Source organism: Pseudocnuella soli, from assembly GCF_004347775.1.
In the GTDB taxonomy this organism is placed as follows: domain Bacteria; phylum Bacteroidota; class Bacteroidia; order Chitinophagales; family Chitinophagaceae; genus Flavisolibacter; species Flavisolibacter aquaticus.
In genome coordinates, this window is sequence record NZ_CP037755.1 from 2,966,212 (window position 1) to 2,991,498 (window position 25,287).

The following is a 25,287-nucleotide window of genomic DNA, read 5'->3' on the forward strand; positions in this document are numbered from 1 at the left end:
CCGGCCGATTTGGGAAGAAGCTGTAACTGCACGAACTGTATTTTTTGTTGCATGACCTGTTGCCGGCGCGGGCTAAGCTTATCTTCTGTAAAACCTGTAAATTGGCCCCGATGCAATCGATTATTCGTTCCCGCCTTCAGGCTGCCCGTAAAGAACTGCTCGACCTGGGCCTGCGCAACCCTTTGATCAATTACCGGAGGCTGCAATCGCGTGGCGTGCAGGTGGTAGCCGAACGAAGCGCCGATGTGTTTCAACTGCTGGTGCAGGATGAAAAGGCGCTGTTTTTTGTTCCCTTAAAAGAAGGCAGTACTATAAATGAATTGTCCAGCAACAGCGCGACATTTACCGATAACAAATTGCAAACCGGTGAACCAGAAGCGCTGCTGCAAAAGCGTTTGTTGCAAACATATTATGCGGCCCGCACTGCAATTGAAGAACAAGGCGTAAACATCTTGTATCTCGCACTGGGCATGATCCATTGGAAGGAGTCGGAGCGAAGCAGTGAGGTGCGGCGGGCGCCGGCGCTGTTGGTGCCGGTTGCGCTGGAACGAACAACAGCACGCGAACGCTTTTCTTTGCGCTATACACTTGAAGATATTGGCAGCAACCTGTCGATGGAAGCCAAGGTGAAGGGAGAGTACGGCGTGCAGCTGCCACAATTGCCCGAAGAAGAGGATTGGACCATCGACACCTATTTGTCATCGCTGGAAGCAGCGTTGGAATCACTGCCAGGATGGAAGTTGGAGCGGGATGAGATTGAACTGGGCTTTTTTTCCTTTGGCAAGTTTATGATCTACCATGATCTCGACGAAGAGCACTGGCCGGAAGGCAAAAACCCTGTGAGTCATTCGGTGCTGCAAAGCCTGTTGCACGATGGCTTTAATGATGGTGCACCCACTTTTTCTGAAAACGATTTTATCGATAATGTACCACCAGCACAGGAATTGTTCCAGGTGGTGGATGCCGATAGCTCGCAGGTGCTGGCCATGCTTGCCGTGCACGAAGGAAAGAACCTGGTGATACAAGGTCCGCCGGGCACCGGCAAATCGCAAACCATTACCAACATCATAGCCCATGCCATTGGGCAGGGAAAAAGGGTCCTTTTTGTAGCCGAAAAATTAGCTGCATTGGAAGTGGTAAAGCGCCGCCTGGATGCGTTGCACCTCGGCGAAGCCTGCCTCGAACTGCACAGCCATAAGGCCAACAAAAAAACACTCCATGCGGAAATGCGCCGTGTGTTGGAACTGGGCAAACCGGCTGTGCAACACCTGCAACAACAGGTGAGCCTGCTCACTTCGATGCGGGCGGAACTGAATGAATATTGCGCTGCGGTTAATAAAGAAATTCAAAACAGTGGCTTGTCCACCCACGATGTTTCCGGCTTGCTCCTGCAATTGAGCGAACAAACGGGCGGCATAGCTTTGCCACGCATCGCCATGCACGACTGGCAGCGTTGGGATAACGTCACGGCGCAGGAGGCCACAGCTACAGCTGCCGCCATTGAGGCCCGCATTAGGGAGTTGGGGGTGCCATCAGCAAATCCATTTTGGGGCACAAAGCTGCGGGTAATGTTGCCACAACAACAGGATGCACTTTGCGACGCAATAGGGGCAGCAATGGAGCAGAATAGCAAGTTTACCAACCTGCTCCATTGGGTTTCGGAATCATTGGGGCTGCATCCGCCAGCTAATAGGGAAGAAGCACACAAACTGGCAAGTGCGTTAGAACTGCTTTCGCAAAACCCTGGTGTGGCTGGCTTAGCTGTTGATGACAGGTCATGGATACAACAGGCACCTGCTATTTCGAACTGGCTTGTGGCAGGAAGCCGCTACGATGGTTTGCAAAAGCAATATGCGGGCACATTTTTATCCATTGCATGGACACAGGATGTGCTGCCCATTCGGGAAGAAATCTTGGCACACGGCGACCAATTTTTCCGCTTTTTGAACAGCGGTTATAAAGCTGCAATTAAACGTTTGCAAAGCCTGCTGCAAACACCACTGCCGAAAGATAAAAGCATCCGTTTGCAGTTGGTTCATGCCATTATTGAAGCGCAAGGTCTATTGCCACAAGTGCAGCAACCGAAATTTGATGCGGCAAATTTGTATGGTAAAACCTGGCAAGGTGCTGAAAGCGATTGGAACCAACTGCAACAGCAGTTTCGATTTTTACAAGAGGCGCACCAACAACATGCTGCAGGTAAATTGCCGGCTGATTTTTTTGCTGTTTTTGCCAACAATATAGTAGGTGCAAAATGCGCTGCGATGCACCAGCAACTGTTGCAGGAAATAAATGGGCATGGCCGCACCATTCATTCCGTTGCGGAAAAACTGGCGCTGGACGAAAGCACCCTATTTGGTGGTCAAACTTTTTTAGCGCAGCCATTCAATAAACAACTGGAACAACTACAGTACTGGCTGGCGCATTTGCCGCAAATACATGGCGCTGTTTCGTGGAACAACCTTGCAGATGATGCAAACAGTAAAGGCTTGAACGCATTGATTAGCGCAGCTACACATTGGGAAGGAGCGGGTAGGTTTTTGAAATTGGCGCTGCAAAAGTCCTGGTGGGAATTCCTTTTGGAGCAGGCGATGCAAAATGAGCCTGCTTTACGCAAATTTGAACGCAACCGGCACGAAGAGCTGATCCAACAATTTGGCAAGCTCGATGTGTTGAACCTGCAATTGAACCGGGCGAAAGCCGCATTGGCGCATTGGGAAGGAATGCCTGAACCCGAAGGTGGCGGACAGATGCAGGTATTGCGCACCGAGTTTAATAAAAAAAGCCGGCACAAACCCATCCGGAAATTGATGGGCGATGCGGGGCTTGCTATCCAGGCCATCAAGCCGGTATTTATGATGAGCCCGCTATCAATCGCCAACTTTTTACCGGCCGGTGCACTTGATTTTGACCTGGTAATATTCGACGAAGCGAGCCAGGTGCGGCCCGTTGATGCGCTTGGCGCCATCATTCGCGGACGGCAGCTGGTAGTGGTGGGCGACAGCAAACAATTGCCACCCACTTCGTTTTTTGATGCGTTGACCGGCGAGCCCGACGAGGACAGCGACAGCATTACTGCGGACATGCAAAGCATCCTCGGACTTTGCGATGCACAAGGCGCTCCGCAACGCATGCTGCGTTGGCATTACCGCAGCCGGCACCAGTCACTGATACAGGTTTCCAACCACGAGTTTTATGAAAATAAACTGGTAGTATTTCCAGCCGCTGGTCAAAAGCAGCAGGCAGGTTTGTCGTTCCATCACTTGCCCAATAGTGCTTATATGCGGGGCACTACCCGCACCAACCCGGAGGAAGCGAAAAAAGTAGTGCTTGCTATTTTAGACCATGCACAGCAGCATCCAAAACTATCGTTGGGCGTGGCTGCATTTAGCACGGCACAGCAACAAGCAATACAAGATGAACTGGAGATTCAACGCAAACAGCATCCGGAGGTAGAACCATTTTTTAGCAGCCATAAAGAGGAACCCTTTTTTATCAAAAACCTCGAAAATGTACAGGGCGATGAACGTGATGTGATCTTTATTTCGATTGGTTATGGCCGCGATGAAACGGGCAATTTTTCGATGTCGTTTGGGCCGCTGAATGCCGATGGTGGCGAGCGGCGGTTGAATGTACTAATCACTCGGGCCCGCTTGCGCTGCGCTGTTTTTTCCAACCTTACTTCTGCTGATATCGACCTGAACCGGACACAAAGTGCAGGCATTGCCGCACTCAAACGGTTCCTGCATTTTGCGCAGCATGGGCAAATGGATTTGCCTGCAGCTTCGGGCCTGCCGGCACAAAGCCCATTTGAAGAAGCTGTTGCTGATCGGCTGTTACAATTGGGCTACAAGGTGCACCGGCAGGTTGGCTCCGAAGGTTTTTACATCGACCTCGCAATCGAAGACCCTGAACATTCAGGCCGTTATTTGCTGGGCATTGAATGCGATGGCGCTTCGTACCATTCCGCACGGTCGGCCCGCGACCGCGACCGCTTGAGACAGCAAGTGCTGGAAGCGATGGGCTGGCGCATGCACCGCATCTGGAGCACGGATTGGTTTCGTAACCCGGAGCAGGAATTGCGGCGTGTGGTCAATGCTATTGAACAATCGTGGAAGCAACAGTTAGATGTGCCCGAAGAAGATGATTTGCCAGCCACCGATACCAGCCTGGTGCGTGAAGAAGTGATTGAAGAAAAGAACCAGCTGGAGCCGTACGAAGTAGCAAAGCTGCCAACTGAAATCGCATCGAAAGAAGTGCACCTGCACCCGGTGGGTAAAATGTCGCGGTGGGTGGAAATGGTGGTGGCAACCGAAAGCCCGGTGCATGAAGAAGAAATTGTACGGCGCATGGTGGAAGCGGCCGGTGTAACCCGCATCGGGCCCCGCATTCGCGACCATATCCGGCTGGCGATCCGGTTTACCGAAGGCAGCGGACGCATCGAACGGAAGGAATCATTTTTGTGGTATGCGGGCCACGCAGCACCGCCGCTGCGCAACCGTTCGGCGCTGTCTGCAGCTTCAAAGAAATTTAAATACATCGCACCGGAAGAAATTGCCGGCGTGTTGCTGAAAGTGGTTGGAGATGCAGTAGCGATTGACCCTGAAGCGGCGTTTCCGTTGGTGGCAAAAGCATTGGGCTTTTCGAGGGTGACCGAAGAAATGCGCCAGGATATTTTAAAGGTCATTCCTTCGTTGGTGCAGGCTGATATCCTATTACAGGAAGGTGCGGTGATCACATTAAAATAGTGTCGCTAATTCTCTTGTCAGCAAGCGAGCTGTTTTAAGATAAAGTGTATCAAAACAGCAAATTTTTATCAGCCCATGTGCATTTACCTTGCACACTTTGATATTCGTTGTTCTAAATTAAAATATGTTCCAACTCAACAACCCGGACCCGCAGATATTGGTGGCGCTTGTGAAAATGAAAATGCCGTTTGGCAAATACAAAGACACGATATTGTGTGATCTGCCTGTGTCGTACCTGGAGTGGTTTGGCAAAAAAGGTTTTCCGGCCGGTAAATTGGGCATGTTGCTGCAAACTTTGTTGGAAATAAAAATGAACGGCCTAGGTGAATTATTAGTAACGATCAAGAAAATGGAATCAGGTAAATAAATCTTCCTTCATCAACTAATTTCAATGCTTCGTTGTTGAAGCACCTGGATGCTAAATCATTAACTGCAACAAATTCAAACTACCCGTAAATTTTTTTATATGCAACAACAAGCCGATGCTGTAGCTCTTTTTGAGGCCTGCCGCCGCAACGATACCGAAGCTGTAGCACAGATGGTCGATGCCGATCCGCAATTAATGTCGTACCAGGATGTGAAAGGCTTTTCGCCGGTACTTATAGCTGTGTATAATGGTGCTGAAGAGGCGGCGCGATTGCTGTTGCAGAAAGGCGCACCGGCCGACCTGCCCGATGCATCGGGCAACACTGCACTTATGGGCGCTTCGTTCAAAGGTTATCGCAACCTTGTGACTGCACTATTGGCTGCCGACGTAGATGTAAACCAGCGCAATACACAAGGCGCAACCGCATTAACCTTTGCCGCAACATTTGGTAAAATGGATATTGCCGAAGACCTGCTCGAACACGGCGCCGCATGGGATATTCCGGACAGCCGCGGCAAAACGCCCATTGACCACGCAGTAATGCAGGAAAACGAACCAATGGTGCGCCTGCTGGAAAAATATGAGCAACGTGGCCGGTAGACTAGACCGATAATAATATTGTTCAATAGAGTCTTTGTCAAAACCTTTTAAACTAGGACTTACAAATAGCCCATTACATCGTAAACCACATATCCAAGCATTTCACGCAGCAAGCGTTGCCAATGGTACAGTGCACCTTCATAAGGCATGAAATTATCGGGGGTGAATCTGCGGCGGGAAGTATAGAAATCAGTTGCAAATGGATCGGCAGCAATACCGGCTTGTTTGAAACAACCAACCGACCGTTTCATATGAAATGCTGATGTAACGAGCAGCAGCTTTTTCAGCTGCGGTTGCTGCTGCAACAGTTGTGCAGTAAACTGCGCATTTTCATACGTGTTGCGGCTTTTTTCTTCCGTCAAAATCAGGTGCGCCGGCACACCGGCATTTTGCAACAGCTGTTTTATCTCTGCGGCTTCAGAAGAGTAAGTTTGCATTAGCGAACCGGAGCCACCGGTAATAACAAAGCTGCGCACCTTACCCATACGGTACAGTTGCAGCGGATGCAGCACCCGGTCGGCACCGCGGGTAATATACATGCGGTCGTGCGGCAGTTTTTCCTGGTCCGAAATTCCGGACAAAATAATGGCCGCATCGTATTGCCCAACCTGTGCCATCGGCGTTGGCGGCTGTTCCCACAACAACATCGCCTCGTTTGAAAGGAACGGGTTGGTGAAAAAAAGCACCAATCCCAATGCAATACCCAAGGACCTTTTTTTCCGCATTGGATTTTTTGCAAACACCGCTATAGCCAGCGCCACCACAATCCATACAATTGGCGTGACTAAATAGTACAAAACCTTAGACAAAACGAAAAACATGCGTGCAAAGAAATAGGAAGGCGTACAATAATCTTTAATTTATTACCCACGTTGGATAAATGGCAGCCTGTTTGCACTTTTTCATACGAACATAAAAATGAAGGTTATGAAAATAGTGTGGTTATCGATATGCATTTTTAGTTTGGCTACCCCGGCATTTGCCCAGAAAAAAAGCACCGGGAAAACAACGCCTTTACCGAAAAAAGAAACAGCGCGGCCCTCAATTCCGGCAACAACTTCACCCGTCATTTCCCTAACCGAGCGGGGAAACTATGCTGCAAAATCGCCGGCGGCTCCCGGCCAACTTTCAATTGCCGATCCGGTAATTCGGGCGTTTAACCAGCGAAGCAATGGCGCCAATATAAGGCTGAGCGGCTCTGGCGTGCTGGGTGCTCCACGCGGCACATACGGTTTTGCAAACGGACAAATCTCTCTTCGCTCTACCGATGCGCCTTCTATTGGCGGCATCACCGGTAGCGGTTCGGTGGGTACGGGCACTAGTGCCGGCAGCGTAGGCATGGGCGGAATGGTACCGCATGTCAACGGCAAAAACGTGTATGCCGGCCCGGCACTTTGGGGTTCGGCCCGCAACCTGCAATTGTCCGATTCGGTATTGCGGAGGCGGCCCGGCAACCAGTAATTTTTCAATTAAATTATTTAGAACATGCCTGCCGATAGCGAGGCATGTTTTTTTTGTCGGTTACTGCCAAACGAAAATTATGGAAGAGCAAAAAAATAAGCACCAAACCGGACAGAACGGCGGCATTGGCCGCACCCATAACCAAGGAACTCCGGAAAATGTAGGCGCACAAAAGGGCAGTGACAAAGCCGATATCAGCAGCATGGACCAGCAGGAGGGCAGCATGCACCACGGCGAAACCGGCGGCAGCGGCCACCTGGATCCGAAGCGTGAAGAAAATAAAAAAGAACAATAGCCCTAGAATAAGGCAAAAAAAAGCTGGCAAGTCGCCAGCTTTTTTTATAGATATACAATAGTCTTTTCTATTGCAATTTGTAAGTAAATGCCAAACCATGCGAACGACCGGTGAACGGCATCAGGCTCATATTTTCGTTTTTAAACAATTTGTTTTTGTGCCAATGCGGGATCAAAATACCGGACAACACACCCACTGCAGTGCCTAAAACAATGTCGGAAGGAAAATGGCGACCGCCGCGATGACGCAGGTAAGCAGTAGTGGCAGTGGCCAGACCGGCACCAGTAAACATCCATTTGTTCCATTTAGAGCCAGGATGGTAATCGGCGTACACTTTTGCCGTAAAAAATGTGGCAGTGCCAACCAAGGCCACGTGGCCGGCAAAGAATGAGTTTTTAGCGTTGCCTTCCCGCGCATCTCCTTCCGATACACCGCCGGTAGCATATTGATAAACATAAGGACGATAGCGGTCTACAAAAGTAGTAGCACCGGTGTACAGCGTGCCGGTTACCGACATTGCCTGTAAGTACAGCAAGGTTATTTTGCCAAAGTCGCGCCTGATTTCCTTATCGGCTAATAGCAAAAACGGCAAGGGCATCGAGCCGTAGAACAAGAGGTCGCTGGTCTTGGCAGCGTCCTCATTATAATATTTAGTGGCCCACCGGTCAAAACGGGGCAGGTCGTTCCGGTTCACCCGCTGAATTTCTGCCAACGGCGTCGTTTCCTTGTCATAAGCTTGGGTAAAACCGTACAGCGTCCAAGCAGTAAGGGCCGCAGTCAGCGGAATGTCGAGCTTTGCTTTGATCTTATACACTTCACCTTCACGGGCCTGGTTGGCAGACTGCGATTCGTATACCGTAACTGCCGTGTCTTGCACTGCAACTGTGTTGGTCATCGAATGCTGCCGCATTTCGGTTTGGGTAGTGTCTTGTGCCAGGGCTGTTGTTACTGCACAGCATAAAACTGTGATCGTCGTTACACACTTTTTCATACTGGTGTTATTCATTTTAAATACCGCTAAAAAAAATTATGCCGCATGGTTGAGGTTAGGGTTTTGCGGAGCGCTTCAATTAGGCATTTTGTCATTTAACAGACTCTGATTTGGATTTTTACCAAATGGTATTATATTTGCTAACACTGTTAGGTATTAATTATGGGAATAGCAGAAAGAAAACAACGGCAAAAAGAAGGCGTACGCACCGCCATCCTGCAGGCTGCCTGGCAAATGGTAGAGCAGGAGGGTTGGCAAGCGTTATCGCTGCGCAAAATTGCCGACGCGATTGAGTACAGCGTGCCCGTGATTTACGACCATTTTGAAAACAAAGAGGCAATTCTTCTGGAGTTCACCCGTAAAGGATTTCAACTGCTGAACGAGCAATTACATAATGCGGTGGCTGGTAAAAAAGATGGGGCGGACCAACTGACAGCGATCTCGAATGCCTATTGGAATTTTGCTTTTTCGCATGCTGAGTATTATCAGTTGATGTACGGTTTGGGCATGCCGAGTTGCGAGACGGTGCGGCAAATACCCGAGCTGAGCAGTTTTACCGATTTGCTTCTGCAAACCGTAAAAGCCATCATTGCATCAGGCAATAGTAAAGACGCAGATCCCTGGCTGAAGCTCCATACATTTTGGTCGATGCTGCATGGACTCATTTCCATCAACATGATGGGGAAGGAAAAAAAGCTGGACCCGATGCAACAGGCAGTGCTGCACGATTTCACCAAATCGTTTATTCAGAGCCTGAAGGAGTAAACTTTTTTTTGCCCCGTTTGTTAACACTGTTAGATTTTTTAATTACGATATAATATAACACACCATGAACTTACTTGAAGCTTTAAATTGGCGCTACGCAACCAAACAAATGACCGGCGAGCCCGTACCGGCTGCTAAAATTGAAAACATTATCGAAGCCACACGACTGGCTCCTTCATCAATGGGCTTGCAGCCGTATTCGGTGATTGTTGTTTCTAACCCGGATGTAAAGAAATTGATTCAGCCCGCTGCTTACAACCAGCCGCAGATTGTACAGGCTTCGCACCTGTTGGTGTTTGCCGCTTGGGAAAATGTAACTGCAGCACATGTTGAAGCCTACATCCAAGATATTGCCGAGACACGCGGTGTGCCCGCTGAAAGCCTTGATGCATTTAAAGATTCGTTGATGTCGATTGTAACCGGCCGTACGTCGGAACAAAAACACGAATGGGCTGCCCGCCAGGCTTATATTGCCTTTGGTACCGCCATTGCTGCAGCGGCAACTGAGGAAGTGGACGCTACGCCGATGGAAGGATTTGTACCGGCGCAAGTGGATGAGATTTTGGGATTGAAAGAAAAAGGTTTGCGCAGCGTAACGATTCTGGCCATTGGCTACCGCGATGAGGCGAAGGACTTTTTGGCCAATGCAAAAAAAGTGCGCCGGTCGAAGGAACTTTTTGTGCAGGAAATTGCCTGATACACAAACGAAACTGTTGTGCGGTAAATCATGTTTTGCCACACAACAGTTACTCAATAAAATGTAACCAATGAGCATACAAAAACCCGTCAATGCCATTTACCGTGCTGGCTACACCGATTACGATGGGCTGGATACCTACCGGGTAATGCCGTCCCGCAACGTAACGATGGACATGATGGACCCGTTTATTTTCCTGAACCACCATGGCCCACAAGTGTATCCTGCAAATAATGCGGGCCTGCCTTTTGGTCCACACCCGCACAAAGGCTTTGAAACGGTGACCTTCATTGTAACCGGCGACCTCGTTCACCAGGACAGTACCGGTTTTAATAGCAACATCAAAGCTGGCGGCATTCAGTGGATGACCGCAGGGGCGGGCATTATTCATTCCGAAACTTCATCCGAAGAATTTAAAGCATCAGGCGGACCTGTGGAAATATTGCAGTTGTGGGTAAACCTGCCTGCACGTTTGAAAGGCACGCCGCCGGCGTACACGGGTTTGCAACATCCCGAGATCCCGCATATTGTTTTGGAAAATGGTGTGCAGATCGATGCGGTATCGGGCACTTGGGCCGATCAACAAGGTGCGTTGCAATCGCTTTCGGATGTACAACTGGCAACGGTTGCGCTGCAAAAGGATGCATCGTGGTCGTTAACGGTAGGCGCTGATCGCAATGTGTTGTTTTATGTGATCCGTGGAAAGCTTTCGGTAAATGGATCTGAGGCAGAAGCCAACGACCTGGTTGTGTTCGATGCGGAAGGCACCGTGATGCAAGTGCAGGCATCGGAAGATGCGCTATTGCTCATTGGACATGCGAAGCCAAACAAGGAGCTAATTGCCGCACATGGCCCTTTTGTGATGAATACACAAGAAGAAATAAGGCAGGCATTTGTTGATTACCAACAGGGCAAATTTGGTGTGTGGAATCATTAAAAAATTAGGAGTGGGGCGATAAGATCAGGCGGCATTATTATTTGAGCAAGGATTAGATGGATAGCTGTGTGCAAGAATATTTTAAGACTGGAAAACTATTGCAGGCAGGAAATGTTGTTTGTAGTGGATGCATACAGTTTAAGATTTTCGAAGTATTTAACTGCTGATCTTTGAGCCCTTTTCCTTAATGCTATTATACAAACAATGAGAAACGTAAAAGATATACCCGAAATAATAGAACCTCGTGATATAGTTGTGGGCAACCCCAATGCACCGGTAACCATTATGGAGTTTGGCGACTATGAAAGCGAAGCTTGCATGCAAGCCAACGAGGTGGTGAAAGAGCTGCTTGAGTATTACGAAGGACAAGTGAATTTTGTGTTCCGCCATTTCCCGCTTACTAAAGTGCACCAGCGTGCCCACAAGGCCGCGGAAGCCGCAGTGGCTGCGGGACAGGAAGGCAAATTTTGGGAAATGCACCAGGCGCTTTTTGCCAATCGCCGCAACCTCGGCATCATTTCACTGAAAAGCTATGCCCGTGAAGTGGGCGTTACCGGCAAGCGTTTTTTGGAAGACCTGATGAATGGCACGTATGGCTGGCAGGTGCAGGGCGATTTGCAGGAAGGCCTGAAGATGGGCGTTCGTGATGTTCCCCATTTTTTCATCAACAACAAATCGTTTGACGGCACCTGGAGCACCCGCAATGTGAAAACACATATCAACCACCTGTTGCAGGAAGTGGCCAGCATGCCTACTGTAGGCACCAAAAGAAAGCGTGCCTGATTAGCAACAAGGCTCCATCGACTTTTCAATAAAATGAGTGTGTTCAATTTGCGAACTAGTGCCGGCGTAATAACTATACCCGCACCTGATTTTGTGCAGTAAAAACTCGCTTGAGAACCAGGTTCAAATTAGCTACGCGTTGATCGAAATATCTGCAAACAAGTTGAATTGACCTGCGTAGTGCAGGTCTTTTTTATTATTGCTCACCACTTATTTGATCCACCCGCGCCCAACTCATACCTGCTGCTTTTGCAGCGGCTACGCCGGGGTTGCCGTCTTCGAATACCATACAGCGCTCCGGAGCAACACCCAATGTGTTTGCTGCAAGCAAGAACGGATCAGGAAATGGCTTACCGCGTAATGTGTCTTCGGCGCAAACCAGCACTTCCACAAGGTGATCAATCTGCAGCAGCGCCAAAGTTTTTGAAACGGTACTTTTTCTGCCACCGGAAACAACAGCGACGCGTTTTTTACCTGCGTTTAATTTTAAGTGCTCCAACACAAAATCCAACGGCTTGGTTTGGGGCAAATATTCATCAACAAAGGTTTGCGATTTTTGCTGCGCAAAAAGCACTGGATCGAATGAAACAGCATAGCGTCGTAGTATCTCTTCAGCAACACCAACGGTTGGTACACCGGCCATCTCGTCCAGTATCGACGGGTCCAGCTCAAATCCATGTTGCCGGGCCGTTTGCACAAATGCAGCTTTGTGTAAATGCATGTTGTCGGCAAGGGTTCCATCGCAATCATAGAGCAATGCATCAAAGCCATTTGCAGTGATTTCACTCAACCGATGCAATTTTAAATCGCTCATTGTGTCTTGTGCAAAATTCCTTGTATTCATTTCGCCGCAAAGGTAGCCCGATGCGGCGGCTATAAATGGTTAAAAAAATTGTTGCGATGAGCATGAGTATTTGTTCGGTTTCAGAGGGTAAGGTTCTGCGAAGTACAACGCTGCGCGAACACGCAGTTAAAGATTTTGCTATCAACTCGTGTTTTTTAAAAACAGAGTTGTCATGCCGAACTTGTTTCGGCATCTTCATAGAAATAAAACCGATAATTAAAGAAGTAGAAGGTCGGAGTTTAGCTTATAGCATTTCCTTATTTCAGGGGGATGCCGAAACAAGTTCGGCATGACGTACTCCGCAGGACAAAACGCTAACTTTATATTCGTATAGATTGAATGGAACCCAGCTTACACCAACACAAAAAAGCCCTGCAAGTTTTTCACTTGCAAGGCCTTATTTGTGTTGGTAGTGACCGCGTCAGGATTCAAACCTGAAACCTTCTGATCCGTAGTCAGATGCTCTATTCAGTTGAGCTACGCAGCCAGTATTTTGAAGAGCTTTTTTCTTTTTTCGCACCGCATTACTGCGTTTAGCGGAGTGCAAATATAGAGCGCTCAATGTTTTCTACCAACAGTTTTTAAAAAATTTTTTAAAAGATTTCTATTAAGTTATTGCATTGCAATGATGTTAGATGGATGCAATGCATTTGTGCAATCCAATGAACGCAACTAACGTACTTCAATTTCATCCAAAAACATCCATGCTGCATTGCCGGCACCGGGGAGGTTCGCCGGAATTTTTTCCAATGGTTTCAGCACAAGTTTTACAAACCTGCCGCGCTGTCCTTCCGCAACAACTTCCAGCGTCCCCTTTTGTGGGGTTACACCTTTAAACTCTCTTGCTGTACCCATACGTTTGTAATTGGTACCGTCGGTGGAAAGGGAAACTTCCATTTCCTGCGGCGGATGCACCCAACTGCCACCGGCAGAAAGTGCATGCGCTGCCACCATTTCCAGTGGCTGTACGCTACCCAGGTCAATTACAATTGTTACAGGCTTGCCGTTGTAGCCGATGAATTCGGCACTGCGGGCCATGCCTTTGGCATTGATAATGCCATTCACCAAAGTAAATGCGCCGTCGCCGGGATAGTTAAGAGCAGGAGCCGGGTTGATGGTTACTTTTTTACCGGTGGCTTTGTTGAACATCAGGTTCACGGAAACAGAATCCATCACTTGGCCATTTCGGCTATACAAGGCCGTTATTGCCGATGTTTGGTTTACCACAATTGGCGCGGTGTAGTTTTTAGCAAAATGCACTCCGCTGATGCCATAGGTCAATTTGCCTGTTTTATCTTTTGATGCAAGTTTTACCTGCAAGCCTTTATTACCCTGCGCAGGCTGCACGGTTGCAGCAATGTCAAAGTAAGCCTTGCTCCAGTTTACACCCCATGTATTATACCGTGTGAATTGTGTTTGCAAACGCTGCTCAAATTCAGTCCAGCTTCTTCCGGCTTTAGGGCTCCACAGCACTTCGCTCAGTGCACCAATACGTGGAAATACCATGTACTCCACCTTTTGCGGGTAGCGGATGTATTCAGTCCACAAGTTGGCTTGTGCACCCAAAACATATTTGGCTTGCGCTTCGTTTAATTCTTTTGGTACCGGCTCGTAGCTGTACACTTTTTCTATAGGCGTAAATCCACCAATGGTTACCGAATCTTCATCGCCAGACTGGCTGTGGTCAAAATACACATGGCTGCCCGGCGTCATGATCACCTGGTGTTTGTCTTTTGCCGCAGCAATACCGCCGGCTTCACCACGCCAACTCATTACAATAGCATTGGGCGCCAAGCCACCTTCCAAAATCTCATCCCAACCAATGATGGTTTTGCCTTTTGCATTCAGGTATTTTTCCATGCGCTGGATCAGGTAACTCTGCAAACCATGTTCGTCTTTCAAGCCTTCGGCTTTGATGCGGGCCTGGCATTTGGGACACTGAGCCCAATGTTCTTTTGGTGCTTCATCGCCACCCACATGAAAATATTTTGATGGGAACAGCGGCACTACCTCATCTACAACATCCTGCAAAAACAGGAACGTGCTGTCTTTGCCGGCGCAGAAAATATCTTCAAACACCCCGAATGTTTCCTGCACTTTTTTGCCACCTTTTGCCTTGCTTGCTGCAGAAGGGTGGTGTGGTATTTCGGTTTCTTTTTCTGGGAAACAGCTAAGCCACGGAAATGCGGCAATGGCGGCAGAAGCATGACCGGGCATTTCAATTTCGGGCACTACAGTAATAAAGCGGTCGGCGGCATATTTCACCACTTCCTTTACCTCTTCCTGCGTGTAAAATCCGCCATAACGCTGGTTGTCGTTGCCGGTACCTGGGTAGCGGCCAATGATGGTGCCGTCGCGCCAACCGCCAACGCTTGTCAGCTCAGGATATTTTTTTATTTCAATGCGCCATCCCTGGTCATCGGTAAGATGCCAGTGGAAAAAGTTCATTTTATGCAGCGCCAGGTAGTCAATATATTTTTTTATAAACGACAGCGGGAACATATGCCGCGTAACATCGAGGTGCATGCCGCGGTATTGAAAGCGGGGCGCATCGTTGATGCGAACGGCAGGAATGGCTACCGACTGCATGCCCGGTGCGGCATTGGCAGGCAGCAATTGAATCAAGGTTTGCACGCCGTAAAAAGTCCCGGCTCCGGTTTCGCCATCAATGCTGATGCCGGTTGGGCCACTGGTAAAGGCATAGCCATCATTACCCGGTGCTGCAATATGCTGGCGGGTGCTCAGCACAATGCTGTTGGCGCCACGTTGTTTGGTTACCGGTAGTTGAAAACCGAGGTAATGCTGCAGGTAATCGTTTAAAAATTGCGCAGCATTCAGGTCGGCATCGTTCGGTACCACCAGTTTGGTGGCAGCGGTCAGTTTAAAAGTGCCGGTCGCGGCGGTCATTGAGGCTGGTTTTGGAATGATGGAGATTTTTTGGCCCATCACCGTACCGGAAAGAAAAAGGGAGCATAGTAGGAACAGGGTGATCCGCATACTTCAAATTTTGCGGCAAGTTAAACGCAAACCAACGAAAAGAAAACAACGGGCTAGAAATCAGGATTTTAACCGGGCGACCAACAGCTCGTTTATGCCGCAGCGACGTCGGTTATGAGACGTACGAATGTTGATGAAAAATGTCGCAGGAGACAAATTCAATCACTATTGAATAAATAACAGCAATGTGTAACCGCTTTTACAAGGGATCGACAAAGCGGTATTGTTGAAAAATCCTCACTCAGAAAGATTGCTCCGCTCATTTCCCGGAACAATCTCAAAATCTTCATTCATTTCTAATACCACGCTGCTTCAAATCTGCGGAACTCTTGTTTAAGTTCGCCATACAATTTGCGGAACGTGTTCATTTGGTCGCGCAGCTTAGAATGGTTATCCATGCGGATGCTTTCGAGGCCCATGCCGCTTAGTTTTTTTACAAATGCCACTAGTTGTACTTCGGCGCCGTGCAGGTCGTGCCGCAGTGTATCGATCACTTCTTTTTCGCGGATAAACCGGTTTTGAAATTGCTCCACCTGCGCGGTTACTTCAATTAAAAAGTTCTTGCTGATCAACTCTTCGAGGTGGTGTTCAAAAATGCGGATTTCTTCTTTGGCAAACTGGAGTTCAGCAATCCAAAGGCGGTATTCGAGGTGCAGTTTCGGGATGGGAACAGTGCCTACCATGGCTTTAAGTTTTAGTGCTTCTATAAAGCACTCCTTTTTTGCCCAGCATTTGCCTGACTCGTCGGCCATTTGTACGTGATTAAAGTCAGTGGAATGGCGCAGCAAATACCTTACACTGGTACTTCTATCAGCAATACCTCGGCAGCTTTGTTGGCCACTATCTGCAAGGTATCTTCATCCGTGATGCCCAAACCATCACGCCGGTTCAGAACAATTTCGTTTACAGTAATATCGCCTTCAATCAAAAAAACATACACGCCATTTGCGCTGCGTTTTAAATTGTAGCTAACGGCTGTTCCAGCATCCAGCCTGCCAAGGCTGAACCACGCATCTTGGTAAATATTTACACCTTCGGATGAGCCCATTGGTGACACAACTGTTACGAGCTGGTTGTGCAGCTGCGCATCGCTGAAGGCCCGTTGTGCATAGCGCGGCGCCACAGCTATTTTATTGGGAATGACCCATATCTGCAAAAAACGCACGGGCAGGTGCGGACTACCGTTTTTTTCAGAATGCATGATGCTGGTGCCGGCGCTCATTACCTGCACATCGCCTTTTACAATGCGTTGCACATTGCCCATGCTGTCGGCGTGTTCCAGTTCGCCTTCCAGCGGGATGGAAATGATTTCCATATTATCATGTGCGTGGCGACCGAAACCCGCCCCGCCCATTACCGTGTCATCGTTCAATACACGCAGGGCGCCAAAATGCATGCGGCCAGCATCATGGTAAGTGCCGAAGGAAAAGGTATGCCATGAGTCGAGCCAACCATGATTAGCGTGGCCACGGGTTGTTGATTTGTGCAATACCACTTCCATGCAAAATGATTTTATAGGGTTATGTTTTCAAACGCATTAAACAGGCGTGGTGGCTGCAGCCATCCGGCCAGCCAACCAAAGGAATTCCTGTTTGAACACATCAATATTTTTTTGAAAAGCCGCGTCGATCAAAATGCCTTTTGCGTCAAACTTTTTATCAACGCCTGGCACAATGAGCATAAAAGGAGAGGGGACGCCAAACAGCGCTAGGGCAAACAATTGCAGCTTCATTGCTGCACGGATGCCGCCCAATGCACCCGGCGAAGCCGTTACTAGTCCAAAGGCTTTGTGCTGCTGTTTGGGAAAATGATCGAACAGGTTTTGCATGGCTGGCGCATAGCTGCCGTTGTACTCTGGCGTAACAATAATAAACGCATCAGCAGCAAACATGCGGGTGGCCAGGTTGCGGTGTTTTTCCGGGGCTTCTTCCGGGCTAAAAAACACTTGCTCCATCGGTGGCAGATGGTGTTCCCTCAGGTCAATCAGCCCGGTATCGTTGCCCGATTCGGTAAAAAGCCATTGCAAATAAAGGGCAACCCGCAGCGTGGTGCTGTTTTGCCGCGGGCTCCCCGAAATAATCTCAATCCTCATGTACGATATATTAAACGGCTTTATCTAAACCGGGTAACAGCTTAACAATTAAAGCTCTTCGTTGTTGAGCTGCACCGTTTCCGAATTTTTGCGCAGCCGCATGTTAATCAGTTCCACCACCAAGCTAAACGCAATGGCCGAATAGATATATGCTTTGTTGATTTCTTCATGGAAACCTTCCGCAACCAGCATCACACCAATCATAATGAGGAATGCCAGCGCCAGTATTTGCAGCGTAGGTTGCTTGTTGATGAACCGACTGATCGGCCCGGCAAAAAATATCATGATGGTCATAGAAATAACCACGGCTACGATCATTACCAGCACCTCTTCCACAAGACCAACGGCTGTCAAAATGGAGTCAAATGAGAACACGGCGTCCACCAGCACAATCTGGAAAATAACGGCACTGAACGAAGAAGGCGCTTTTTTGGGGGCGCCGGGGTCATGACGTTTCATTTTGTGGTGAATTTCCAATGTGCTTTTAAACACGAGGAAAATACCACCGGCAATGAGGATGAGGTCCTTCCAGCTGATGCCCAGGCCTTCGCCTGCCTCATTTTTTATAAAGCCAATGGTAAACACCGGCTCGGTAAGACTGATGATCCAGGAAATGGCCAGCAGCAGCATAATGCGGAATGCCATGGCAATGATGAGACCCAAGGTGCGGGCCCGCGGCTGTTGCTCCGCGGGCAGCTTGTTTGAAACAATAGATATGAAAATAATGTTGTCCACGCCGAGAATGATCTCCAGCACGGTAAGGGTGACCAGGGATGTTAACACTGCCGGGTCGGCAAAAATGGATAAGTCGGCTATCAGTGTCATAATTTGTTGGATATGTAGAAAAGTGAGGCCGCAACAGCCCCTTTATGCCAGTACAAACAAACATCATACTAACCTCCATGGCCAACCGATGTGGCGCCTAGATGAGCTTGTTCAATGCTTTGCTTTAAAGTGGCAATGGCTGAGTTATGCGATGCGCAAATATCGCGTGGCGCCTTTGAAAAAACCAAATGAAACAGGAAACGAAAGGGAAAGCGAACAAAATGATCGTCAGCACTAGATTTTAATAGCTGCCGTAAAATTTTTTAAACAGCATATAGCCGACTATTCCTCCGGGATTGGGCACCCCCTTTTGATCACTGTACGGAAATTGATCAGTGTTTCGGTGCGGACAATGCCTTTGATGCTGTCGATCTTATCGTACAGCACATGCATGAGGTGGTCGTTGTTTTGCGCAATGATTTTCACAAACAGGTTGTAAGCACCCGAAACAAAATAGCATTCCACCACTTCCGGCACTTTTTGCAGCGCCTCAATGACCCGGGCAGTGTTGGCGACTTCTTTTAAAATAATACCGGTAAATGCAGAAGATCCGTAGCCCAGTATTTTTTCATTGAGCTTGATCTCGGTGTGTTCGATCACTCCGAGTTGCTTCATCCGGGCAATCCGCTGGTGGATCATCGTGTTCGACACATCCAGCGACTTCGCGATTTGGGAGTAAGGTTTTTCAGCATCCCCGGTCAGTTCGTTCAAAATTTTCCGGTCAATTTCATCCAGTGCCGATTTGCCGTTCATTGCGCTTTATTTGGGATGGAAAAATAATTAATGTTTGATTCTTTGTATAGTATAATTCTGCTGGCTCTTTATCAATGCTAAAAAGCACTACCGAACCTGTCCATTGCCGGTGATGACCCATTTTTCAGTGACTAGTTTTTCCAGTGCAAACGGGCCACGGGCATGCAGTTTTTGGGTGGAAATACCGATCTCGGCGCCCAATCCAAATTCCTCACCGTCCGTAAACCGCGTTGAGGCGTTGGTGTAGACAGCTGCCGCATCCACTTCCTGCACAAACCGCTGGCAGGCTGCTTTATCTTTCGAAACTATAGCTTCCGAATGGCGGGTGGAATATTCCGCAATATGTGCCAGCGCTGCGTCCAAACCATGCACAACTTTAATAGCGCATTTCATGCTCAAAAATTCGCGACCAAAATCTTCAGCAGATGCCTTTTCCAGGTGCGGATAACTGCGCAGCAATTTATGTGCAGCAGCATCCGCAAAGATTGTGACGCCGGCTGTTGCAAATGTTGCGGCAAGCTGTTGTAAAAACTGGGGCGCTATCGTTTTGTCTACTAAAATTGTATCCACCGCGTTGCAAACCGAAGGCCTGCTTGTTTTTGCATTGACAACGATGTTCACTGCTTTCTTCAAGTCGGCAGCTTCATGTACATAAATATGGCAAACACCCGCACCGGTTTCAATGACCGGCACCAAACTGTTTTGCCGCACAAAATTGATCAGGCTTTCAGAGCCACGAGGAATCAACACATCAACGTAACGCGTAGCCGAAAATAGCGCATTAACTACCTCACGGTCGGATGGCAGCAGCGTTACGCAATTGGGGTCAATGCTGTTTTCACGCAATGCCTGGTGAATGATTTTCAAAGCCGCTTTGTTGGTGGCTTCCGCTTCGCGGCTGCCTTTGAGCACACAGGCGTTGCGGCTGCGTAGGCATAAGGCGGCAATGTCAAAAGTTACGTTGGGCCTCGATTCATAAATGGCGCCCACCACGCCCAGCGGTACCGCCCATTTTTGCAGCAACAAGCCATTGGGTAGTTTGCGGCCTTCCAAAATCCTGTTCGACGGATCGGGCAATGTGCTGATCTGCCGAACGGCCGCAGCAATGGCATTGATGCGCTGATCATTAAGCAACAGGCGGTCGGTACGCGGGTCGTCGCTTTTTTGCTGCGCCACGTCTTTTTTATTAGCCCGCAGCAATGCAGGAGTTTCTTGCTCCAGCAGTTCGGCCAGCCGCAGCAAACTTTGTTTGATCTGCGCTTCTGATGCAGCCCGTAAACTGGCGCCGGCCTTATGCGTTTTTATGATGGCTTGTTCTGCTTTTTGCAACATGGTGTTGGCTCGTTATTAAAATAAAACGATATCGTCGGCATGTGCGGCCAACGCATTTTTCTCTGTTTTATGGCGGGCAATTTCCGCTGCGTCCATTTTTACTTTTGCCACGCCAATGATGGTTCCCGATTCATCGACTAATTGCACTACTTCGCCGGCCGCAAAAGAACCTTTAATATGCTGGATGCCCACTGCCAGCAGGCTTTTGCGCAACAACAATGCTTTAGCCGCGCCGCTATCAACCTGGATGCCACCAAGTGTAATGGACCCGCTGGCCAGCCAGCGTTGTCTTGCTTTTAGGTCGGAGCGCTGCGGCAAAAAAGTAGTGCCGCGGTTGCCCACTAAAGACTGTCGTAATGCATCCGGTTCTTTCAACCCGGTGATGATCACTTTAATGCCCAATGAAGTGGCGAGACGGGTGAATGTGATCTTGGATAACATGCCGCCCAGGCCGAGGCTGCTTTTGTCGGTGGAAATATAACTGAGCAAGCCATCATCAATCTTTTCAACCAATGGAATGACCGTTTTCTTATCGTCGAGAAAGCCACCTACCGAAGTGCAAATGATCAATGCCGTTGCATCAAAGCCAAGTGCTAAAAGCGTTGCCAGTTCGTCGTTGTCGCTAAACTTCAGTTCGACGTTGCTCACCAGGTCGTTTTCATTGACAACAGGCAAGACATCGTTGCGCCAGAATTCCGCAAAGGTCTCTTTAAGCTGCAAAAACTGTTGGCGATTCGAAAAATGGTGTCGTTCGCAAAGCGCTTGTGCTACTGTAAGTCCGTGTGGCTGAAAAAACTGGTGATAAAGCCTGATCAAAATGGGGTTGCCCACGGCGGCGGCGGCTTTACGTTCCACTAGAGTGCCGCGATATTTTTTAAAAAACTGTTTGCCAGAACCCACGGCGCCGCTGGAAACCAGCACCACGTTGTATTGCCCATGCAAAGCGGCGACTTCTTTAGCAAGTCGTTCAATCACTGCTTCGTCAATGTATCCACTGCTGTTGGTGATCACCGCAGACCCGATTTTGATGACCAGAATAGGTTTATTCATGAACAGCATTTTTGAATACCGGCTAAAAATAATTCGTTTTTCTTAAAAAAAATTTTGGAATTGGCGAAACGGATAGGCGTTTGTTCAAAAAGTCATGTGGTTTATTATTTCACTGTCTGGTTTGCCAGCACATCGTGATGGCGGCAAAACCATTGAATTGTGTCTGTTCCGACGAATAGTTCCTCTAAACGCGATTTGAGCCACCCTATTAAATTCAGCATTCAACGTACTTTATCGGAAACTACCGGTTTGGGTTAGCCGAGAGTTTTAGAATCAAAAAAAGAAGCCCCGGCTTTCTGCCAGGGCCTCCGCTAAATTCAAGCGTAACATTTTGGATATTATAAAATACTCCTCTTTTATGCAAGCGTTCTGATGCCGTTTAGCCCAGATGCTTCGCTGCGCTCAGCATGACAAAGGTTAGAACGAAATGCAGTGCAGATGTGCAGTGGAAGTGAAAGATTTTATATTGAAAACTATTTCACTTCTTTGATCAGTTCTGCTACTGCAGTCTCAAGTTGCTGGTCTTTGCCTTTGGCTACCTGCTCCTGCGTGTTTCGTACTTTAATATCAGGTTCGGTTTGCAGGTTTTCGAGGTAGCGGCCCTGCACATCTTTTACACCCAGCGGTGGTACGCCCCAGCGCAGCGTTTCGTCCTGCAGCATTTCCCAGCCGGCAAAAGTGCAGGTGCCTGGTACCGGCATGCCTACAAGCTTTCCCAACTTCAAATCGCGGTACGAAAAAGCAAAGCAATGACCATCGCTGTAGTTGGCTTCGTTGGCCAACGCAATGGAAGGCTTCGTCCAGCGGAAATTGGGCTCAAAACCTGCAGACCGATTGTCGGTGGTATAATCCAAAAACTTCTGCCCGCTCAGGAACATCGCAAGATCGGCAACGAGGTCGCCGCCGCCATTGTTCCGCGTATCCACCACCAGTCCTTTGCGGCCGGCCCATTTACCCATTACCTCTTCGTAAGTGGTGCGGTAGGCATTGTCGTTCATGCCCGGAATGTGCACATAACCCAATGTGCCGCCGCTCAGTTTATCCACTTCATCGGCGTTGCGTTTTACCCAGCGCTTGTAAAGCAATGCGCTTTCTTCGCCCGGTGTAATTGGTTTTACCAACACCTGGCGGCGGCTGCCATTTGGATCAAGCAGGTTGAGCAAAACGTTTTTGCCGCCCTTGCGGTTCAGCAGATAAACCCAGTCACGGTCCTTTGGAATGGCTTCACCGTCGATTGCTTCAATGATGGTTCCGGGTAGTATGTTCAAACCACTTTTACGCAGCGGACCTTCGGCAATCACTTCTTCAATCTGCAGGCCGGTGCCCTTATGATTGTTGTTGAAAAACACACCCAGCGAAGCCGTTGCATCGGCGTTTGGCACTTGCGGATTGAAGGAAGATCCCGAATGCGATACGTTTAGTTCGCCCAACAGTTCGCTCAGCATTTCGGAGAACTCATAGTTGTTACTGATGTGCGGCAGGTATGCTTCGTAGTCTGCTTTCAACGCGGCCCAATTAGCGCCATGATAACCTGCCGTGTAAAATGTTTTTTGTGTTCTGCGCCAAACATGATCCAGCATAAAAGCCCGCTCTGCCGCCACATCCAGCATTACTTCACCACTGATGGCAATGGTTTCGGGCTTGGTGGTTGTGGGATCAAGTTTCATGATTTTATTGTCAGCTAGTAAAAACAAAAACTTCTGGTCTTTATCCCAAACGATGCGGGCATTTTGTGCATCCAGCGGCACTGTCATTTTTGTTTCCTTGCTGCGCAGGTTGGTGTGCCAAAGGTTGTAGCCTTTTTCGAATCGTGCCAGGTAATACAGGTTTTCCCCGTCCTTAGAAATTTCGGCATCGGCAATGTTGGCGGAATGCAATGTGAGCCGCACTTTCCGGCTGTTGAGCCCGTCCCAATCAATTGCGATGGTCGTGTCCTGCTTTGCACCTTTTTTAGCGGAATCCGCTTTTTGTTTTTTCTCTTCTGCTTCTTTCATTAGCGCCGCTTCTTCCTTTGTCAAACGAAAGCGATCATAGGCTTCCTGCGTAAAAAACATTCCGTACACGTCGCGCTGACCACCACCACTTGCAGCCTGTGCCCGCAAACCATCACGGGTACTTTGCCACATCATCATCTTACCACCGGCAACCCATTTAGGTGAAAAATCAGGAAAACCGCTTTCGGTAAGGTTTCGTTTTTTACCGCTGCCGTCGGCGGCAATCATACCCACTTCGCCCGGCGCATAACCTGGTTCGGTAAATTCAAACAACAGCCATTTGCTGTCGGGGCTCCATGTAAAATATTGGTCGTTGTCGCCCATTGAAAAAAGTTCCGCTGTAGTCAACAAAGTCCGCACTTGTTTGCTGGCCAAGTTGTACACTTTCAGCGTCATGCGGTCTTCAACAAAAGCCAGTTCTTTTCCATTGGGCGAAAACTGCGGCTGGTAAGCATCTTTGCCATTTTCAATCAACACATCTTCTTTGATCAAAGTGGCGTTGAAAAAATACGTTTCTTCCGCTCTTGTCTTTGTAGCACGCATGATCTTCCAGCCATCACTACGTTCCGATGCATACACTAGGTGGTTGCCATCTGGGCTGAATGTTACCGAACGTTCCTGTTGTGGTGTGTTGGTAATGCGTTTTGTTGTGCCTGCATCAACCGATGCCGTAAACACTTCGCCGCGATAAATAAAAGCTACTTCTTTTCCGGAAGGAGATACCGCCAGGTCGCGTATACCGCGACCGATGGAAAGCAACCGCTCTGGATTGATCTTAGCGTCGTAAGGAATTTGCACTGATAGTTTTTGCGGCTGGCCGTTTTCGGTTTTGGTGTAGATCTCTCCATTGTAACCAAAGCAAAGCGTGCCATTTTTTGCAGCAGTTAAAAAGCGCACCGGATGTTTAGTAAATGAAGTTACCGCAACGCCCTTGCCGCCACCAGCAGGCATTTTATACACATTGAACGAGCCGCTTTCTTCGCTTAAATAATATATCGAATTGCTACCGGAATAAATAGGATTGCGGTCTTCGCCTGTAAACTGGGTTAGCTGCACATGCTGGCCGGTTTGTGTATCCCATTGCCAGATATCGCGGGCCACTGCCGACTGCTGGTGTTTGCGCCAGCTGTTTTCGCCGCCTTTTTTATCATGGTAAACAAGGTAGCGGCCGTCGGCGCTCCACTGCACATCTTCGGCTGGCGTTGTGAGCACTTGCTGCACCCGGCCGCCACCCAATGGCACAGAATATAATTCGGGTAAATAAGCAGTGGGGTAAAGACGGTTGGCCGCGGCATCCATGCGGGCCGCGCCAAAATATACCTCCTTGCCGTTGGGCCCTACGCTGTATGGAAATTCGTTGGCGCTGTGATGGGTTAAACGCGTTGCAGCACCACCAGTGGCCGGCATTTGAAACAGGTCGAAGTTGCCATAGCGGTCAGAGGCAAATACAATGGTCTTTCCATCAGGGCTCCACACCGGCATAAAATCGTGTGCTTCGTGAAGCGTCAACGGCACGGCCGTTCCGCCTGATGCAGCCACACGATACAAATCGCCTTTATACGTAAACACAACGGTGCCGCCATCAGGTGAAATAGAAGGGTAGCGCATCCAGGAAGGTGCTTCCTGTGCTGCTGCTGTACCTGTGGCAAACGTAAAAGCCAGCAGGATTTTTTTGAATTTGTTCATGGTAAAAAGTAAAACGGAAAATTATTAAATCTATCGCTTGGCGGGGTAAAAAAGTGGATATCGAAAATCA

The 25,287-nt window shown here is 48.7% G+C and carries 21 protein-coding genes and 1 tRNA gene; 9 read left to right on the forward strand and 13 right to left on the reverse strand.

Going from position 1 to position 25,287, the window contains the following annotated elements; genetic code table 11:
* Positions 1-110: 110 nt before the first annotated feature.
* The 3 genes from EPD17_RS12085 to EPD17_RS12095 all read left to right on the forward strand — a co-directional run bounded on the left by EPD17_RS12085 (position 111) and on the right by EPD17_RS12095 (position 5,715).
* A complete protein-coding gene (locus tag EPD17_RS12085) occupies positions 111-4,748 on the forward strand; it encodes a DUF3320 domain-containing protein (protein WP_132054534.1) in 4,638 nt (1,545 codons plus the stop codon).
* Between the two features lie 124 nt (positions 4,749-4,872).
* Positions 4,873-5,115, forward strand: coding sequence for a DUF3820 family protein (locus EPD17_RS12090; RefSeq protein WP_132054536.1), 243 nt, complete (start codon positions 4,873-4,875; stop codon positions 5,113-5,115).
* A gap of 99 nt (positions 5,116-5,214) precedes the next feature.
* Positions 5,215-5,715: an ankyrin repeat domain-containing protein gene (locus EPD17_RS12095; RefSeq protein WP_132054538.1), complete on the forward strand. Its 501-nt coding sequence runs from the start codon at positions 5,215-5,217 to the stop codon at positions 5,713-5,715.
* 59 nt (positions 5,716-5,774) lie between these two features.
* Here the strand turns inward: EPD17_RS12095 and EPD17_RS12100 are convergent, their stop codons facing one another.
* Entirely contained in the window at positions 5,775-6,440 is a 666-nt protein-coding gene (locus tag EPD17_RS12100) for a YdcF family protein (RefSeq protein WP_204743150.1), read from the reverse strand.
* A 202-nt stretch (positions 6,441-6,642) separates the two neighbouring features.
* Between EPD17_RS12100 and EPD17_RS12105 the strand changes: the two genes are divergently transcribed.
* A complete protein-coding gene (locus EPD17_RS12105; RefSeq protein WP_114234062.1) occupies positions 6,643-7,176 on the forward strand; it encodes a hypothetical protein in 534 nt (177 codons plus the stop codon).
* A gap of 79 nt (positions 7,177-7,255) precedes the next feature.
* Positions 7,256-7,471, forward strand: a complete 216-nt coding sequence (locus EPD17_RS12110; protein WP_132054542.1) for a hypothetical protein — start codon at positions 7,256-7,258, stop codon at positions 7,469-7,471.
* Between the two features lie 67 nt (positions 7,472-7,538).
* On the opposite strand, the gene EPD17_RS12115 is transcribed toward EPD17_RS12110, so the two are convergent.
* Positions 7,539-8,462, reverse strand: a complete 924-nt coding sequence (locus EPD17_RS12115) for a phosphatase PAP2 family protein (RefSeq protein WP_165929599.1) — start codon at positions 8,460-8,462, stop codon at positions 7,539-7,541.
* A 162-nt stretch (positions 8,463-8,624) separates the two neighbouring features.
* Between EPD17_RS12115 and EPD17_RS12120 the strand changes: the two genes are divergently transcribed.
* The 4 genes from EPD17_RS12120 (at position 8,625) to EPD17_RS12135 (ending at position 11,644) form a co-directional block, all read left to right on the forward strand.
* The gene (locus EPD17_RS12120; protein ID WP_132054546.1) at positions 8,625-9,227 is read left to right on the forward strand and encodes a TetR/AcrR family transcriptional regulator; all 603 of its coding nucleotides are present in this window, start codon (positions 8,625-8,627) and stop codon (positions 9,225-9,227) included.
* Positions 9,228-9,291: 64 nt separating this feature from the next.
* On the forward strand, positions 9,292-9,924 hold the full coding sequence (locus EPD17_RS12125) for a nitroreductase family protein (RefSeq protein WP_132054548.1): 633 nt from the start codon (positions 9,292-9,294) through the stop codon (positions 9,922-9,924).
* Positions 9,925-9,994: 70 nt separating this feature from the next.
* The gene (locus EPD17_RS12130; protein WP_132054550.1) at positions 9,995-10,861 is read left to right on the forward strand and encodes a pirin family protein; all 867 of its coding nucleotides are present in this window, start codon (positions 9,995-9,997) and stop codon (positions 10,859-10,861) included.
* A 204-nt stretch (positions 10,862-11,065) separates the two neighbouring features.
* Positions 11,066-11,644 carry a DsbA family protein gene (locus EPD17_RS12135; RefSeq protein ID WP_132054552.1) on the forward strand — a complete coding sequence of 193 codons (579 nt, stop codon included), beginning with the start codon at positions 11,066-11,068 and terminating at the stop codon, positions 11,642-11,644.
* 196 nt (positions 11,645-11,840) lie between these two features.
* Here the strand turns inward: EPD17_RS12135 and EPD17_RS12140 are convergent, their stop codons facing one another.
* The 11 genes from EPD17_RS12140 to EPD17_RS12190 form a co-directional block, all read right to left on the reverse strand.
* On the reverse strand, positions 11,841-12,434 hold the full coding sequence (locus EPD17_RS12140) for an HAD family hydrolase (RefSeq protein ID WP_240040603.1): 594 nt from the start codon (positions 12,432-12,434) through the stop codon (positions 11,841-11,843).
* A 467-nt stretch (positions 12,435-12,901) separates the two neighbouring features.
* Positions 12,902-12,975: transfer RNA gene (locus EPD17_RS12145), tRNA-Arg, on the reverse strand.
* A gap of 185 nt (positions 12,976-13,160) precedes the next feature.
* Complete coding sequence (locus EPD17_RS12150; protein WP_132054557.1) at positions 13,161-15,485, reverse strand: beta-N-acetylhexosaminidase; 2,325 nt, start codon at positions 15,483-15,485, stop codon at positions 13,161-13,163.
* Positions 15,486-15,781: 296 nt separating this feature from the next.
* Complete coding sequence (locus tag EPD17_RS12155) at positions 15,782-16,168, reverse strand: hypothetical protein (RefSeq protein ID WP_132054559.1); 387 nt, start codon at positions 16,166-16,168, stop codon at positions 15,782-15,784.
* Between the two features lie 110 nt (positions 16,169-16,278).
* The gene (locus EPD17_RS12160) at positions 16,279-16,986 is read right to left on the reverse strand and encodes a pirin family protein (RefSeq protein ID WP_132054561.1); all 708 of its coding nucleotides are present in this window, start codon (positions 16,984-16,986) and stop codon (positions 16,279-16,281) included.
* 36 nt (positions 16,987-17,022) lie between these two features.
* Positions 17,023-17,577, reverse strand: coding sequence for an NADPH-dependent FMN reductase (locus EPD17_RS12165; RefSeq protein WP_132054563.1), 555 nt, complete (start codon positions 17,575-17,577; stop codon positions 17,023-17,025).
* Between the two features lie 48 nt (positions 17,578-17,625).
* Positions 17,626-18,402, reverse strand: a complete 777-nt coding sequence (locus tag EPD17_RS12170) for a TerC family protein (RefSeq protein WP_114234050.1) — start codon at positions 18,400-18,402, stop codon at positions 17,626-17,628.
* A gap of 282 nt (positions 18,403-18,684) precedes the next feature.
* A complete protein-coding gene (locus EPD17_RS12175) occupies positions 18,685-19,155 on the reverse strand; it encodes an Lrp/AsnC ligand binding domain-containing protein (protein ID WP_114234049.1) in 471 nt (156 codons plus the stop codon).
* An 87-nt stretch (positions 19,156-19,242) separates the two neighbouring features.
* Positions 19,243-20,487, reverse strand: a complete 1,245-nt coding sequence (locus tag EPD17_RS12180) for a glutamate-5-semialdehyde dehydrogenase (protein ID WP_132054565.1) — start codon at positions 20,485-20,487, stop codon at positions 19,243-19,245.
* A gap of 15 nt (positions 20,488-20,502) precedes the next feature.
* Entirely contained in the window at positions 20,503-21,537 is a 1,035-nt protein-coding gene (gene proB / locus EPD17_RS12185) for a glutamate 5-kinase (RefSeq protein WP_132054567.1), read from the reverse strand.
* A gap of 473 nt (positions 21,538-22,010) precedes the next feature.
* Positions 22,011-25,217: a S41 family peptidase gene (locus tag EPD17_RS12190; RefSeq protein ID WP_132054569.1), complete on the reverse strand. Its 3,207-nt coding sequence runs from the start codon at positions 25,215-25,217 to the stop codon at positions 22,011-22,013.
* Positions 25,218-25,287: the final 70 nt, after the last annotated feature.

Coding starts and splice junctions, on each gene's coding strand:
- EPD17_RS12085 (WP_132054534.1), top strand. CDS start 111: ATGCAATCGATTATTCGTTCCCGCCTTCAGGCTGCCCGTAAAGAACTG.
- EPD17_RS12090 (WP_132054536.1), top strand. CDS start 4,873: ATGTTCCAACTCAACAACCCGGACCCGCAGATATTGGTGGCGCTTGTG.
- EPD17_RS12095 (WP_132054538.1), top strand. CDS start 5,215: ATGCAACAACAAGCCGATGCTGTAGCTCTTTTTGAGGCCTGCCGCCGC.
- EPD17_RS12100 (WP_204743150.1), bottom strand. CDS start 6,440: ATGCGGAAAAAAAGGTCCTTGGGTATTGCATTGGGATTGGTGCTTTTT.
- EPD17_RS12105 (WP_114234062.1), top strand. CDS start 6,643: ATGAAAATAGTGTGGTTATCGATATGCATTTTTAGTTTGGCTACCCCG.
- EPD17_RS12110 (WP_132054542.1), top strand. CDS start 7,256: ATGGAAGAGCAAAAAAATAAGCACCAAACCGGACAGAACGGCGGCATT.
- EPD17_RS12115 (WP_165929599.1), bottom strand. CDS start 8,462: ATGAAAAAGTGTGTAACGACGATCACAGTTTTATGCTGTGCAGTAACA.
- EPD17_RS12120 (WP_132054546.1), top strand. CDS start 8,625: ATGGGAATAGCAGAAAGAAAACAACGGCAAAAAGAAGGCGTACGCACC.
- EPD17_RS12125 (WP_132054548.1), top strand. CDS start 9,292: ATGAACTTACTTGAAGCTTTAAATTGGCGCTACGCAACCAAACAAATG.
- EPD17_RS12130 (WP_132054550.1), top strand. CDS start 9,995: ATGAGCATACAAAAACCCGTCAATGCCATTTACCGTGCTGGCTACACC.
- EPD17_RS12135 (WP_132054552.1), top strand. CDS start 11,066: ATGAGAAACGTAAAAGATATACCCGAAATAATAGAACCTCGTGATATA.
- EPD17_RS12150 (WP_132054557.1), bottom strand. CDS start 15,485: ATGCGGATCACCCTGTTCCTACTATGCTCCCTTTTTCTTTCCGGTACG.
- EPD17_RS12155 (WP_132054559.1), bottom strand. CDS start 16,168: ATGGTAGGCACTGTTCCCATCCCGAAACTGCACCTCGAATACCGCCTT.
- EPD17_RS12160 (WP_132054561.1), bottom strand. CDS start 16,986: ATGGAAGTGGTATTGCACAAATCAACAACCCGTGGCCACGCTAATCAT.
- EPD17_RS12165 (WP_132054563.1), bottom strand. CDS start 17,577: ATGAGGATTGAGATTATTTCGGGGAGCCCGCGGCAAAACAGCACCACG.
- EPD17_RS12170 (WP_114234050.1), bottom strand. CDS start 18,402: ATGACACTGATAGCCGACTTATCCATTTTTGCCGACCCGGCAGTGTTA.
- EPD17_RS12175 (WP_114234049.1), bottom strand. CDS start 19,155: ATGAACGGCAAATCGGCACTGGATGAAATTGACCGGAAAATTTTGAAC.
- EPD17_RS12180 (WP_132054565.1), bottom strand. CDS start 20,487: ATGTTGCAAAAAGCAGAACAAGCCATCATAAAAACGCATAAGGCCGGC.
- proB (WP_132054567.1), bottom strand. CDS start 21,537: ATGAATAAACCTATTCTGGTCATCAAAATCGGGTCTGCGGTGATCACC.
- EPD17_RS12190 (WP_132054569.1), bottom strand. CDS start 25,217: ATGAACAAATTCAAAAAAATCCTGCTGGCTTTTACGTTTGCCACAGGT.